Here is a 13,230-nt window from a genome sequence, read left to right as displayed (position 1 = left end):
ATGACGATAAAGAATCTGTATGAAAGTCTGGTCATTGCATTTTCCACCTATTCCAGCATTCCGATGCCGAAGGTGGACTGGAATGACGAGAACATGAAGTATACCATCTGTTTCTTTCCGCTCATCGGTGCGGTGATCGGCGGCATTTCATGGCTCTTTGCCGCCCTCGCGGCGGCGCTTCGGATCGGCGTGATTCTGAGATCGGCGGTACTGGTTCTGATCCCGCTGGCTGTGACGGGAGGCATCCATCTTGACGGGCTGCTCGATGCGGCGGATGCCCTGAGCTCCTGGAAGCCGCGTCAGGAGCGGCTGGCAATTATGAAGGACAGCCACTGTGGCGCGTTCGCGGTCATCTGGTGCTGTGCCTATTTCCTCGCCTCATTCGGGGTCTTCTCTGAAATGAAGACGTCCAGTCCATCCTGCATGGCACAGCTGCTATTGACCTATATGACAGCGAGAGCCTACTCGGGACTGGCGCTTCTGACATTTCCGAAGGCGAAACATACAGGCCTTCTGCGGACATTTTCAGACAAGGCGATGAATGACAGGGGGGCGCGGATCCTAACAGGAATGCTGGTGGTGCAGACAGCTCTGATGATCCTGACAGCTCCGGCCAGAGGCGTGATCTGTTCGCTGGCAGGGGCTGCCGGATTCTGGCTGTACAGAAGGCTGTCCGAAAAGACATTTGGCGGGATCACCGGCGACCTGGCGGGCTGTTTCCTCTGCCTGGAGGAGTTGTGTATGGCGGCTGTGATTGCACTGGTGGGATGAAAGAGATGTATATCATTACAGGCGGCGCATTCCAGGGAAAATGGAGCTATGCGCAGGAGCAGACTGGACTTCCGGCGGAGGCATTTGCGGACGGAGGAACAGCTGAATACGAAGAAATATTCCACGCAGAGGGCATTGTGAACTTCCACCTTTATGTGCGCCGCTATCTCTCGGGGCAGGAAGAGAAGGAGCTGGAAGTCTTTGCACAGAGATTATATGAAGAAAACCCTGATCTTGTACTGGTGACGGATGAGGTTGGCTCGGGTATTGTACCCATGGATCCCGAGGAGAGGGTATACCGCGAGACGGTCGGGAGGACCTGTACATTCCTTGCGCGCCGCGCGCAGCGGGTTGACCGGGTTGTCTGCGGGATCGGGATGGTACTTCAGCTGAAACCGGATACGGACGGCGGGAAACAGGCCTGAGGAGAAAAAACAAACCAGGATCACGGAGAACAGACATGACTTTCAGGGCAGCGGCCCGGGGAACATGCCGGCAGGAGCCGGTGTGGCCTGAGGCTGCTGGATGCTGGAAGGACAGAAATGAGGAGCGAGATGGCGGAGGAGATTAAAATCTGCCTTGTGCGGCATGGAAAGACAGAGGGAAATGTCCGGAGGGGCTATATCGGCTGCCGGACAGATGAGGATCTGTGTGAGGAAGGACGAAAGGAGCTTGAGATCTATAAAAGCAAGGGCAGGTATCCGGCTGCGGAGCGGCTCTACAGGAGTCCGATGAAGCGCTGTCTCCAGACAGCAGAGATCATCTGGCCCGAACTTCTGAGACCGGAGACATGCAGGGTGGTGGAGGATTTCCGCGAGTGCGATTTTGGGGCGTTTGATGGAAAGAGCTATGCAGAGCTGAACGGCGTGCCGGATTTTCAGCACTGGGTCGACTCTGACGGGATGGGTGCATTTCCAGGCGGAGAGGATCCGAAGGATTTCAGAAGACGGACATCAGATGCATTTCTCGCGGTGGCAGAGGAGCTGTTTGCAGACGGCATCCGGAATGCTGCCTTTGCCGTCCATGGAGGAACCATCATGAGTGTGATGGCTGCCTTCGGGGACACGGAGAGAAGTTATTATGACTGGCATGTCTGGAACGGGGATGGTTTTCTGGTAACCATGTCGGAACAAGACTGGAGGAAGGCGCATCGCTTCAGGAAGATCGAACGGCTTCTTCCCGTGGAGGACACAGAGGGATGATATCATATCTGAAGGGAGAGCTGGCCGGTGCCGGAGAGGGCATAGCTGTTGTCGATGTAGGCGGGATGGGATTCAGGGTCTTCATCACAGACCGTGATCAGGCAGATCTTCCGGCTGTCGGCGATCCGGTTCAGCTCTATACCTATCTGTCCGTCCGGGAAGATGCGATCTGGCTGTATGGGTTTCTGTCGGAGGAGGACCGGCAGGTCTTCCGCCAGCTTCTGACAGTATCGGGGGTTGGCCCGAAGGCAGCGCTTGGTATTCTGTCCGCTCTTTCTGCCAATGATCTGCGGTTTGCTGTTTTCTCGGACGATGTCAAGGCCATTTCAAAGGCGCCGGGCGTCGGACTGAAAACGGCAAAGAAACTGATTCTGGAACTCAAGGACAGGCTGAAGCTGGAGGATGCGATTCCGGGAGGCGGAAACCCGGACGAAGAAGCCGGCTCCCACGCGCAGGATACGGATGTGACGGAGGCAGTGGAGGCGCTTGTGACGCTGGGGTATTCCAGCTCGGAGGCTCTCCGCGCAGTGAAGCGGGTTAAAATGGCCGGGGACATGAAGACAGAGGATATCCTCGGCGAGGCACTGAAAGTGATAGGATTGTAAGATGGCAAGAAGAATTACGACGACGGATGAGACGGAAGAGGATTCCAGGATCGAACCAAAGCTCAGGCCGCAGAGGCTGGACGAGTACATCGGGCAGGAGAAAGCGAAGCAGTCGCTGAAGATCTATATTGCGGCGGCGAAGGCGCGCCATGAAACGCTGGACCACGTCCTTTTCTATGGCCCGCCGGGGCTGGGGAAAACGACGCTGGCGGGCATCATTGCCAATGAAATGGGCACGAAGCTCCGTGTGACGTCCGGTCCGGCGATCGAGAAGCCGGGTGATATTGCCTCGATTCTGAAGTGCCTGAGCGAGGGCGACATCCTGTTCATCGATGAGATCCACCGGCTGAACCGGCAGGTGGAGGAGTATTTGTACTCCGCCATGGAAGACTTCACGATGGATATCATGATCGGGAAAGGCGCGGGCGCCAGGTCGATTCACCTTCCACTGCCTCATTTTACCCTGATCGGGGCGACAACAAGGGCAGGCCTGCTCAGCGCGCCGCTCAGAGACCGCTTCGGGGTTGTTCATCATCTTGAGTATTATACGCCTTCGGAGCTTCAGACGATTGTGCTGAGATCCGCGGAGGTGCTCGGTGTGAAGATCGATGAAAATGGGGCTGCGGAGATTGCAAGGCGTTCCCGCGGGACACCAAGGCTGGCAAACCGGCTGCTGAAGCGGACACGGGATATTGCGCAGATCCGCTATGACGGGGAGATCACGGAGCAGGTCGCAAGGGCTGCGCTGGACTTCCTCGAGGTAGACCGCAGCGGTCTCGACAACCTGGACAGGATGATCCTGACGACGATGATCGACAAGTTCGGGGGCGGGCCTGTGGGGCTCGACACGCTTGCGGCGGCGATCGGCGAGGACAGCGGAACCATCGAGGACGTGTACGAACCGTACCTGATAAAAAATGGTTTTCTCATCCGGACGCCGAAGGGCCGAGAGGTGACAGATCTGGCCTTCAGCCATCTGGGACTGAGAAGATAACCATACATCTACAGCAGGAGCAAAGTGATGGAAAAGAAAAACGTGACGGAGGTCGTCATAGACGGTGTCATCTACAGGCTGGGCGGATATGAGAGCAGCGAGTACCTGCAGCAGGTCGCCGGGTATCTGAACAATAAAACAACGGAGCTGAAGGCTCTGGACGGGTATCAGCATCTCCCGACCTCCCAGAAGGCCCTGATGATGGAGCTGAATATCGCGGATGATTACTTCAAGGCAAAGAAGTCGGCCGACCATCTGGAGAAGGAACTTGCCGACAAGGACAAAGAGCTCTACGGTGTCAAGCATGACCTGGTGGCTCTTCAGATGAAGCTGGAGGAGGCAAACCGTACAATCCAGACGCTGAAGGGAGAGTATGAGGACAGCCAGAAGGAGCTGCTGAAGCTTCAGGCAGTCTCAGCGCCGAGAGACGGAAGGGATCAGGCTGATCAGCTGACTGACAAGCCAGAGCAGGATACCGGTCGGCAGACCGGTCAGACAGAAGACAGTGCGGCCGGACAGCCAGAATCGAGGCCGTCTGCAGCGGAGGCGGCAGAAAAAGGCGGAGTCACCGCCGGAATCAGAGAGGATGAGGCTGCAGATGGACAGATTCCGGGGCAGCTGAGCTTTGATCTGCCAGACGGAAAGGAGCAGTCTGCAACGGAACCCGCCGAGGATCCAGGTGCGGTCTTCAGGCCCGGCAGTGCCGCGCATGCGGACACATCATCCCGGGAACCGGCTGCGGCGGAGGATGCTGAAAACGGACATGCAAAGACATTTGTTCCAGGGGCGGCAGACCGGGAAAACATGCTTCGTTCGGCACGGGAAAACTTTCTGAGCCAGGCCGGAAGCTACAGCAAGAAGAACCGCAGAAAGCACTGATAAATGGAAGGAGACAGGCGATTGGCTAAGGTAGAGCTTCTCTCCCCGGGCGGAAGCCTGACGGGGATAAAAGCCGCAGTGGCGGCCGGGGCAGACGCGGTCTATGCGGGCGGAAGTCTGTTCGGCGCACGGGCATATGCGGAGAATCCGGACGAGAGCGGGCTTCTGGAAGCCATCGACTTCTGCCATCTCCATCGTGTCAGAATGTATCTGACTGTCAATACGCTGCTCAAGGAAAGAGAGCTTCGGGAAGAGCTGTATGCCTACATCAGACCCCTCTATGAGCGGGGCATCGATGCGGTGCTGGTACAGGACCTGGGTGTTTTCAGGGCTTTGAAGGAATGGTTTCCGGATCTGCCGCTGCATGCTTCGACCCAGATGACCATCACCGGGGCGGACGGGGCAGCTCTTCTTCAGCAAATGGGCGCCGACAGGGTTGTTCTTTCCAGAGAACTGACGCTCGATGATATCCGCACCATCAGGAGCCGGACGGATGTGGAGCTTGAGACCTTTGTACACGGAGCTCTCTGCTACTGCTATTCCGGGCAGTGTCTGATGAGCAGTCTGATCGGGGGCAGATCCGGGAACAGAGGGCGGTGTGCACAGCCATGCCGGCTTCCATACAGCCTGCGGGAAGGGTTCCCCGGGATGGAGAATGATGCCGGGGCTGTCAGCCGGGAGAGGACAGCCGGGAAAAAACCGTCCGGAGAGAGCGGCAGCCGGAGAATGGCAGCCGGGACCCGTTCAGGCAGAGTGTGCGGAAACAGTCCGCGCCGGAAGGATGGATGCGGGAGATTCAATGGAGACCAGGGAAACAGCCGATACCTGCTGAGTCTGAAGGATATCTGCACGCTGCAGATTCTGCCTGATCTCATCGATGCCGGCATTTCCTCGCTGAAAATCGAAGGACGGATGAAGCGCCCGCAGTATGCGGCAGGAGTGACGGCGATCTACCGCAGGTATATCGATCTGTACCTTGAAAGAGGACGGGAAGGATACAGGATTGATCCGGCGGATATGACGGCGCTCACGGACCTCTATTCGAGAGGCGGCTTTTCCGAAGGGTATTACAATCAGAAAAACGGACCTTCCATGATGACGATGGATCAGCCGGATCACAGCGGAAGCGCGGCGGCAAGGGTGCTGAAGGCAGATGCCCGCTGCAGGCTTCAGGCACTGGAAGATCTCTATCCGTCGGATGTCCTGAGAGTTGAAGGAAAGACGGTGCAGTGTGCGGAGCGTGTCCGTGCAGGACAGACATTTTCCCTGCCAGGGACATATCCGGGGCTGAGAGAGGGAAGCACTGTCATGCGCGTTCGTGCCCAGCATTTGCTGGATACACTTACAGAGACCTATGTGGACCGGAAACTGGCTGTGCCGGCTGAAGGACATCTCGAGATCAGGGCGGGCAAGCCCCTTAAGGCGGCGGCCTTCGCCCTGGGCAGGGAGGCTGTTTTCTGCGGATCTGTTGTCCAGGAGGCGGAGAAGCATCCGCTTTCGGTACAGGACGCCCGCAGGCAGTTCGGAAAGACCGGGGACACGCCGTTTATCTTCAGCAAGCTGGACGTGGAGCTGACTGGAAGCTGCTTCCTTCCGGTCAGCGATATGAATCGAGCCCGGAGGCAAGTGCTCGATCGCCTGAAAGAGGAGATTCTGTCCGGGAGCCGGAGAAGGCTCCCGGAGCAGGCGGATGACCGGAGCCTGCAGAACATTCAGGCTGAGCCAGGCAACCGGGCTGAAGCAGGAAAATGGGCAGGAGGCGCTCCGGAAGGCTCACCATCCGGGATGACGGATGGTGCCAAAGAGGGCATGCAGAGGGAAGGCGCGGCAGTGAGACATCCGGCGGTCACAGCCTCCGTTCTGACGGTGGATCAGCTTCAGGCGGTCCTGAAGGAGAGAAGCGTCGGAGGTGTCTATGTGGAGGCATCGGTCTTTGCCGGGCAGCCTGCCCCCGCACCCGAGTCGATCACAGGTGTGATTCATGATGCAGGCAAACGGGCGTATCTGGCAATGCCGTACATCTGGCGGGAGGACGTCCGCCGGACCTTTGAACAGGCGCTCCCGGCGGAGAGGATGACGCTCTTTGACGGGATTCTTGTCAGGAGCATCGATCAGTTCGGCAGGCTGGCGGACTGGCTTCCTATGAAGGAGGTGATTGCGGACGCCGGTGTCTATACCTGGAATACAGACGCACAGAAAGAGGTGCGCATGCTGGGAGCGACACTTGATACCTGCCCGTATGAGTGTACGGCAGCTGAACTTTCTGCCAGAGATATGGGCGGCTCCGAACTGGTTGTATACGGGCGGCAGCCTCTGATGGTTACCGCCCAGTGTCTGCGGAAAAACACTGGCCGCTGCATGCATGCGGCATCCTGGCTGACGCTCACGGACCGTATGAAAGCGCAGTTTCCGGTCAGATGTGAGTGCGCCTTCTGCGGGAACATCATTTACAACAGCGTTCCGCTGGATCTGATTACAGCGGAGAAGGATCGACGGTTTCTCTCCCCGGCGTCTGTCCGCTACAGCTTTACGACCGAGACAGCAGCGGAGGTCCGGAGGGTGCTGGGCGGAGAACTTCCGGTTTCAATCACAAGAGGGCATATCCGGAAAGGAGTGGAGTAAGTGAATCTGAGCACACTGTTCACCATCCTGATGAAGGCAGCCCACTACCTGATCCTGATTCTGATGGGAACCTATACGATCACCGCTTATGCGGCCTTCCGAAGCGGGAGCAGGGAGGCCAGGGAGCGGCTGTTCCTCAGGCAGGACTGGCTGCTTCTGGGCATCCATTTTCTGGCCTACCTGACGATGTATCTCAAGACACTCAATACGGAGCTTCTTTTGTTCTATGCAGCGCAGCTGATCTATTTTCTGTTTGTGCTGCTTCTGTTCCGGAACCTGTATCCGAGAATTTCAAAGGGGCTGCTGAATAATATGTGCCTGCTCATAATGACAGGCTTTGTGATGATCACCAGACTTTCATACGATGAGTCTGTCCGGCAGTTCCGGTTTGCCTGCATCGGGACGGTGATTGCACTCATCGTTCCGGTGATTATCCGGAAACTGCATCTCCTGACGAAGATGTCCTGGGCTTATGCGTTTGTCGGAATCGGGCTTCTGGGGCTGGTAATGGTGGCATCCCGCTCGGTAAATGGCGCAAAACTGACGCTTACAGTCGGCGGGTTTGCCTTCCAGCCCTCGGAGTTTGTCAAGATTATCTTTGTGTTTGCAGTGGCGGGGCTTCTGGCAGGCGAGCACAGCCTGAAACGGATCATAACAGCGACGGTGCTGGCAGCGGTTCATGTCGGTATCCTGGTGATTTCGACGGACCTGGGTTCCGCACTGATCTTCTTTGTCACCTATCTTGTGATGCTGTTTGTCGCGACGCGAAATCCGTTTCTCGTGTCGATCGGCGTGCTGGCAGGAGCGGCTGCTGCGGTGGCGGCATATTTTCTGTTTTCACATGTACGTGTTCGTGTTCAGATCTGGAAAGACCCGTTTGCCGACTATGCCGGAAGCGGGTATCAGATCTGCCAGTCCTTGTTCTCGATCGCGGCGGGAGGCTGGCTGGGAACAGGTCTTTACCAGGGAAGTCCGGGAGCGATCCCCTATGTCGAGGAGGATTTTATGTTCAGTGCCATCCTCGAGGAAATGGGCGGCATTTTTGGAATCTGCCTCATCCTGATCTGCCTTGCAGTGTTTATCATGTTTGTCAACATTGCCATGAAGCTTGAGAGCAGATTCTACCGGCTGGCGGCGGTCGGCTTTGGCGCAATCTATGCCACACAGGTATTTCTGACAATCGGAGGCGGGACGAAGCTGATCCCGATGACGGGCGTCACGCTTCCGCTTGTAAGCTATGGCGGGAGCAGCCTGCTCAGCACGCTGATCATGATTGCGATCGTGCAGGGACTGTACATGCTTCGAAGCGACGAGGTGAGAGAAGAATATGAGACAGAACGATCCCGGATATCAGAACCCGGACAACCATACAGAGACTGACACCGAAGACCGGAAGAGGCAGGAAACTGGAGACGGAATCCAGACAGACTGGAGCGGGAAGCGTGCGGAAGAAACCGGAGAGAACAGCGTTCAGAAGGACAGCAGGAGGCGCAGAAGTTTCCTGAGCCGCGTTCATATCCGGAAAATTGATCTGAATTCCCAGCCGTCCGGAGAAGAGGAGACAGAGGGCCGGCGGAACACAGAACTTGTGGCTGTCACTTATTTTTTCATTGCGCTTCTGCTGCTTCTGACGGTCTGGATCGGATACCTCGAGATTTTCAAACGCGACGATCTCAACAGCAACATCAACAACACAAAGAAGGCAGGGACGAGCGGTAATGTGATCCGGGGAAGCATCCTGACCGGGGACGGAACGGTTCTGGCCTCGACCAGTATCGACGGGGATGGAAATGAAACCCGCTCCTATCCGTACTCCAATATTTTTGCACATGTGATCGGCTATGCGTCGAATGGAAGTGCAGGCCTTGAAGCGGAAGAGAACTATGATCTGATGTCCTCTCATACAAGCCTTCTGTCCCAGATCCAGAGCAAGGATGATGGAAAGAAGGTGCAGGGAGACAATGTGATCGTTACCCTGAACCCCTCTCTGCAGCAGACGGCTTACTATGCCCTTGGCTCCTACAAGGGAGCGGTGGTCGTTATGGAACCGGATTCCGGCAAGATTCTTGCGATGGTCTCGAAGCCTGATTTTGATCCGAACACCATCTCCACGCAGTGGGAGAGCCTTGTGGCAGATTCCTCCTCAGGTGTTCTGCTGAATCGTGCGACGCAGGGACTGTATCCTCCGGGATCGACTTTCAAGATGCTGACGACACTGGCCTATCTGCGGGAGCATCCGTCCGATTACAACCAGTTTTCATGGGACTGCACCGGCTCTCTCTCCCGGGGCGATGTAACCATCACCTGTTACCATGGCGAGCAGCATGGGCAGGAAGATCTGACAGCCGCATTCCGGAATTCCTGCAACACCGCATTCGCGGATATCGGCCTGAATCTGAAGGACAATGCACTGCGCAATGTCGCGGAGGATTTTTTGTTCAACAGCAAGCTTCCGACCGACATCCAGTCCTCCCAGAGTGTTTTCAAGCTTACGAAGAATTCTTCAGACGGGGAGAAGATGACGACTGCGATCGGCCAGGGGGATACGCTGGCAACCCCGCTTCATATGGCGATGGTGACATCCACAATTGCGAATGGCGGGATCATGATGCGTCCTTATCTGGTGGATCAGATCAAATCCTCGGAAGGAGACACAGTTTCAAAGAATGATCCGTCGATCTACAAAAAGCTGATGACACCGGACGAGGCGCAGACCATCACACAGTTCATGGAAGCCACTGTCACTTCCGGAACCGCCCAGGCTCTTTCAGGAGCAGGCTACAGTGTTGCCGGGAAAACGGGATCTGCCGAGCATGATATCGATGGCGGGGGAACGGGCACACACTCATGGTTCTGCGGATTTTCCAATGTGGATGACCCGGATCTTGTCGTTGCCGTAATCGCGGAGGATGCGGGGACCGGATCAGCGGTCGCTGTTCCGATTGCCAAACAGATTTTTGATGCCTACTACGGTGGATAATTGCTTCAGGATGCGATATACTTTTTACATACTTTGTTCCGCAGACAGAAACAACAATTGAGAAAGCCGGAACGGACTTCTGACAGGCAGAAAGGAGTTGCAATGACTGAGGCAACAAGCTGCGGCGGAGTCGTAATCTTCAGAGGCAAGATTCTTGTGCTGTATAAGAGTTACAGGAACCGCTATGAAGGGTGGGTTCTCCCAAAGGGAACGGTTGAAGCCGGAGAGACATTTCCCGAGACGGCACTCCGTGAGGTACATGAAGAGACAGGGACACAGCCGAAAATTGTAAAGTATGTTGGACGAAGCCAGTATACATTTAATGTGACCAGAGATTCGATCCGCAAGACCGTGCACTGGTATCTGATGGAGGCGGACAGCTATTATTCGAAGCCGCAGAGGGAAGAATACCTGGTGGATTCCGGATACTATAAGTACCATGAGGCTTATCATCTTCTGAAGTTCTCCAACGAGAAGATGATTCTGGAGACTGCATACCGGATGTATCAGGAATTGAAACGGACAGATCAGTGGAGGCCGTTGGCAGAGGAAGAGCTCCGGGTGCTCGGTCCGGAGAATCCGGGGCTGATGTCCGGGCATGCAGACGTTGGAGAACCATATGGGGATCATCTGGTATAAAAGCCTCTATCTGGGGACTCTTGTCCGAAAAAAGGCAGGCAGAATCAAAAGAAAAATTGACAGAGGGATCTATCCGCCGGGGATTTATCTTGTAACGCTCTCAGGCGGAAGCGCGGTGCTGGAGCTGATTCCAGCCATAGAACTGAGAGTGGCCTGTGTCCGCGCCCAGCTTCCGATGGTCGTGGGAATTGCGGGCGGAAAGGCGGAGGCAGAGTACGTGGCATCCCGGATTGTGCAGGATACATGGGAGGCTCAGGGGGATGCAGACGTGAGACGGTTCTTTGAATCGGAGGACAGGAGGTAGGATATGGTACATATCGTCCTGGCCATCCTGAAGATCATCGGGATCATTCTGCTGATTGTGTTAGGGATCGCCGCCGCCCTGGTCCTGCTGGTACTTTTCTGGCCGGTTGAATATCAGATCAGTCTTCGGAAAGAGGATCAGCCGTTTGAAGCAGAAGGAAGGGCTGGCTGGCTGTTTCACCTTCTCAGCGCGGATGTTCAGATCAGAGAACGAACCGGGACAATCACGCTGAAGGTTTTCGGAAGGAGACTGAAGACCTTCCGGATACCGGAAGGCAGGAAGGCGGAAGCTTCACACAGTCAGGGAGCATCCACGGCAGAGGCAGAACCGCACAGTCAGGAAACATCCGGGGCGGAGGCGGAGCCACGCAGTCAGGAAACATCCGAGGCGGAGGCGGAGCCACGCAGTCAGGGAGCATCCGGAGCGGAGGCGGAGCCACGCAGTCAGGGAGCATCCGGAGCGGAGCCGCGCAGTCAGACAAGCTCAGGAACAGCGTCGGCGGCACGGGAGAATGAGGCTGAGAGACAGAGAGCCCGGGAGACGAATCCTGCCGGGCGGAAGATGAAACCGGGCAGGAAAGCGGCTTCAGCTGGAAACAGACCGCGAAAATGGGCCGGCTGGATGCGGAAGGCAGCGGGAATCGCCGCAGGTATGATTCGGAAGGCAGCAAAGGGATTGCTTACAGCGATGTCGTTTGTCCTTCGGATGCAGGAACTGCCTTCTGATATCGGAGACTTCTCTGACTCATTCCATGGAAGTAAGGCAGCAAAGGTCGGATCTCTCCGGAAAAAAGCAGGACCATTTGTTTCACAGGATGCGTTCAGTCTTTACGGAAGGATCATGAAGGATCTTGGAAGGCTGCTTCGCAGTTTTCGGATTCGCAGACTGGAAGGATACCTTCTGGTCGGTACCGGGAAACCAGACCAGACCGGAGAGCTGGTCGGGCTGCTCTACATGATTCAGCCGGATGCAGCCGGAACATACGAGCTTCGTGAGGACTTTTATCAGGCAGCACTGAAGACCCGGACAGACGCATCGGGGCATATCCGGATGAACCGTGTTCTGATGTTTCTCATCAGACTGCTGAGAGATAAAGAATTCAGAAAGCTTCTCGCCCATGTCAGACGGAAGGGAAAAGAAGGCCCGAAAGGGCGGCCGGGGAAAAAGAGAAAACGCAGATAGGCCGGTTTCGGAGGCCTTTTGGCGAGCCATGGAACAGGGAGGATAACCGGGATGGCAGAACACTTTGATACAACTGTAGGAGCTCTTTTCAAGGGGATGGAAGAGTTTGTCACGAGCAAGACTGTGATCGGCGAACCAGTCAAAGTCGGAGATACGACAATTCTCCCGCTCATCGATGTGAGTTTCGGAGTCATGGCTTCCGCACGGAATGAATCCCAGCGGTCGAATGGCGGAGGGGGAATGGGCGGCAAGATGTCGCCGACAGCCCTCCTTGTCATCAAAGACGGCTCGACAAGACTGGTGAATATCAAGAATGAGGACTCTATATCGAAGCTGATCGACATGGCGCCGGATCTGATCAACCGCTTTATGCCCGGCAAAAAGAAACAGGACAGCCCTCAGGAAAAGGCAGCCATGGATGAAGCAGCAAAGAATGACCAGACATTCTGAGCATAACAGCAGGAGGCATGAAGTGGCGCGCAGGCGGCACGGGAATGCCTCCTGGTATAAAAAATAAAACCGGCAGGGGGAAGCCCCTGCCGGTTTACACAAATATTCTTTTTCTCATCCTGGGAAGAGAGGCTTAACCTCTTTCAACCTTGCCGGACTTCAGGCACTGCGTGCAGACATAGATCTTCTTGTTTGCACCATTGATCTTTGCAGTGACGTGCTTGATGTTCGACTTCCACATATGATTGGATCTTCTGTGGGAGTGGGATACGTTGTTCCCGAAATGAGCACCTTTACCGCAGATTTCACACTTGGCCATCCTGAGCACCTCCTTATAAAATTGCACCCGCATGTATAAGTGGCAGAAAGACCAGTGCAGCGGGAATACGTTCTGTTGTCACCGCAGACTTAACAGACATGCCAAATCGCGACTTTCACATTCTACCAGAACGGGCAGAGGAATGCAAGGGGAAATGCAAGAAATTAGATGTTCTAAAAATGAAATTTTAAATTCCACCATTAATACCAGAGGTAGACGTTAGTCTTGCACAGGTTGCGTTTACTCTTTCATACAATAGTACTATGATTGCCCTGTCCTTCTG

The 13,230-nt window shown here is 55.6% G+C and carries 13 protein-coding genes and 1 pseudogene; 13 read left to right on the top strand and 1 reads right to left on the bottom strand.

What is annotated here, in order from left to right:
- The 13 genes and pseudogenes from cobS (at window position 1) to ACTQ1N_RS06355 (ending at window position 12,628) form a co-directional block, all read left to right on the top strand.
- On the top strand, window positions 1-771 hold the full coding sequence (gene cobS, locus ACTQ1N_RS06415) for an adenosylcobinamide-GDP ribazoletransferase (RefSeq protein WP_441955736.1): 771 nt from the start codon (window positions 1-3) through the stop codon (window positions 769-771).
- Window positions 772-776: 5 nt separating this feature from the next.
- Window positions 777-1,196, top strand: coding sequence for a bifunctional adenosylcobinamide kinase/adenosylcobinamide-phosphate guanylyltransferase (locus tag ACTQ1N_RS06410; protein ID WP_441955734.1), 420 nt, complete (start codon window positions 777-779; stop codon window positions 1,194-1,196).
- A gap of 129 nt (window positions 1,197-1,325) precedes the next feature.
- Window positions 1,326-1,973 carry a histidine phosphatase family protein gene (locus tag ACTQ1N_RS06405; protein ID WP_441955732.1) on the top strand — a complete coding sequence of 216 codons (648 nt, stop codon included), beginning with the start codon at window positions 1,326-1,328 and terminating at the stop codon, window positions 1,971-1,973.
- Entirely contained in the window at window positions 1,970-2,578 is a 609-nt protein-coding gene (gene ruvA, locus ACTQ1N_RS06400) for a Holliday junction branch migration protein RuvA (protein WP_441955730.1), read from the top strand. Before ACTQ1N_RS06405 ends, ruvA begins: the two co-directional genes overlap by 4 nt.
- A 1-nt stretch (window position 2,579) precedes the next feature.
- Window positions 2,580-3,572 carry a Holliday junction branch migration DNA helicase RuvB gene (ruvB, locus tag ACTQ1N_RS06395; protein WP_441955728.1) on the top strand — a complete coding sequence of 331 codons (993 nt, stop codon included), beginning with the start codon at window positions 2,580-2,582 and terminating at the stop codon, window positions 3,570-3,572.
- A gap of 27 nt (window positions 3,573-3,599) precedes the next feature.
- On the top strand, window positions 3,600-4,451 hold the full coding sequence (locus ACTQ1N_RS06390) for a cell division protein ZapA (protein WP_441955726.1): 852 nt from the start codon (window positions 3,600-3,602) through the stop codon (window positions 4,449-4,451).
- Window positions 4,452-4,454: 3 nt separating this feature from the next.
- A complete protein-coding gene (locus ACTQ1N_RS06385) occupies window positions 4,455-7,073 on the top strand; it encodes a peptidase U32 family protein (RefSeq protein WP_441955724.1) in 2,619 nt (872 codons plus the stop codon).
- The gene (locus ACTQ1N_RS06380; protein ID WP_441955722.1) at window positions 7,074-8,453 is read left to right on the top strand and encodes an FtsW/RodA/SpoVE family cell cycle protein; all 1,380 of its coding nucleotides are present in this window, start codon (window positions 7,074-7,076) and stop codon (window positions 8,451-8,453) included. It begins immediately after the preceding gene.
- Entirely contained in the window at window positions 8,401-10,053 is a 1,653-nt protein-coding gene (locus tag ACTQ1N_RS06375; RefSeq protein WP_441955720.1) for a peptidoglycan D,D-transpeptidase FtsI family protein, read from the top strand. The genes ACTQ1N_RS06380 and ACTQ1N_RS06375 overlap by 53 nt, the downstream gene beginning before the upstream one ends.
- Before the next feature lie 102 nt (window positions 10,054-10,155).
- Window positions 10,156-10,587, top strand: a pseudogene (locus ACTQ1N_RS06370) (NUDIX hydrolase); the annotation flags it as partial.
- Between the two features lie 85 nt (window positions 10,588-10,672).
- Window positions 10,673-10,996 (top strand): hypothetical protein, encoded by a 324-nt coding sequence (locus tag ACTQ1N_RS06365; protein WP_441955718.1) that lies wholly within the window; start codon window positions 10,673-10,675, stop codon window positions 10,994-10,996.
- A gap of 3 nt (window positions 10,997-10,999) precedes the next feature.
- Window positions 11,000-12,178 carry a hypothetical protein gene (locus ACTQ1N_RS06360; protein ID WP_441955716.1) on the top strand — a complete coding sequence of 393 codons (1,179 nt, stop codon included), beginning with the start codon at window positions 11,000-11,002 and terminating at the stop codon, window positions 12,176-12,178.
- A 51-nt stretch (window positions 12,179-12,229) separates the two neighbouring features.
- On the top strand, window positions 12,230-12,628 hold the full coding sequence (locus tag ACTQ1N_RS06355; RefSeq protein WP_441955714.1) for a GerW family sporulation protein: 399 nt from the start codon (window positions 12,230-12,232) through the stop codon (window positions 12,626-12,628).
- Window positions 12,629-12,761: 133 nt separating this feature from the next.
- Here the strand turns inward: ACTQ1N_RS06355 and rpmB are convergent, their stop codons facing one another.
- Window positions 12,762-12,947, bottom strand: coding sequence for a 50S ribosomal protein L28 (gene rpmB, locus ACTQ1N_RS06350; RefSeq protein WP_154525825.1), 186 nt, complete (start codon window positions 12,945-12,947; stop codon window positions 12,762-12,764).
- Window positions 12,948-13,230 lie beyond the last annotated feature (283 nt).

This window comes from Porcincola sp. LCP21S3_C12, assembly GCF_052118625.1.
In the GTDB taxonomy this organism is placed as follows: Bacteria; Bacillota; Clostridia; order Lachnospirales; family Lachnospiraceae; genus Porcincola.
This window is presented reverse-complemented; position numbering and strand designations above follow the sequence as displayed.

Coding starts and splice junctions, on each gene's coding strand:
- cobS (WP_441955736.1), top strand. CDS start 1: ATGACGATAAAGAATCTGTATGAAAGTCTGGTCATTGCATTTTCCACC.
- ACTQ1N_RS06410 (WP_441955734.1), top strand. CDS start 777: ATGTATATCATTACAGGCGGCGCATTCCAGGGAAAATGGAGCTATGCG.
- ACTQ1N_RS06405 (WP_441955732.1), top strand. CDS start 1,326: ATGGCGGAGGAGATTAAAATCTGCCTTGTGCGGCATGGAAAGACAGAG.
- ruvA (WP_441955730.1), top strand. CDS start 1,970: ATGATATCATATCTGAAGGGAGAGCTGGCCGGTGCCGGAGAGGGCATA.
- ruvB (WP_441955728.1), top strand. CDS start 2,580: ATGGCAAGAAGAATTACGACGACGGATGAGACGGAAGAGGATTCCAGG.
- ACTQ1N_RS06390 (WP_441955726.1), top strand. CDS start 3,600: ATGGAAAAGAAAAACGTGACGGAGGTCGTCATAGACGGTGTCATCTAC.
- ACTQ1N_RS06385 (WP_441955724.1), top strand. CDS start 4,455: ATGGAAGGAGACAGGCGATTGGCTAAGGTAGAGCTTCTCTCCCCGGGC.
- ACTQ1N_RS06375 (WP_441955720.1), top strand. CDS start 8,401: ATGAGACAGAACGATCCCGGATATCAGAACCCGGACAACCATACAGAG.
- ACTQ1N_RS06365 (WP_441955718.1), top strand. CDS start 10,673: ATGGGGATCATCTGGTATAAAAGCCTCTATCTGGGGACTCTTGTCCGA.
- ACTQ1N_RS06360 (WP_441955716.1), top strand. CDS start 11,000: ATGGTACATATCGTCCTGGCCATCCTGAAGATCATCGGGATCATTCTG.
- ACTQ1N_RS06355 (WP_441955714.1), top strand. CDS start 12,230: ATGGCAGAACACTTTGATACAACTGTAGGAGCTCTTTTCAAGGGGATG.
- rpmB (WP_154525825.1), bottom strand. CDS start 12,947: ATGGCCAAGTGTGAAATCTGCGGTAAAGGTGCTCATTTCGGGAACAAC.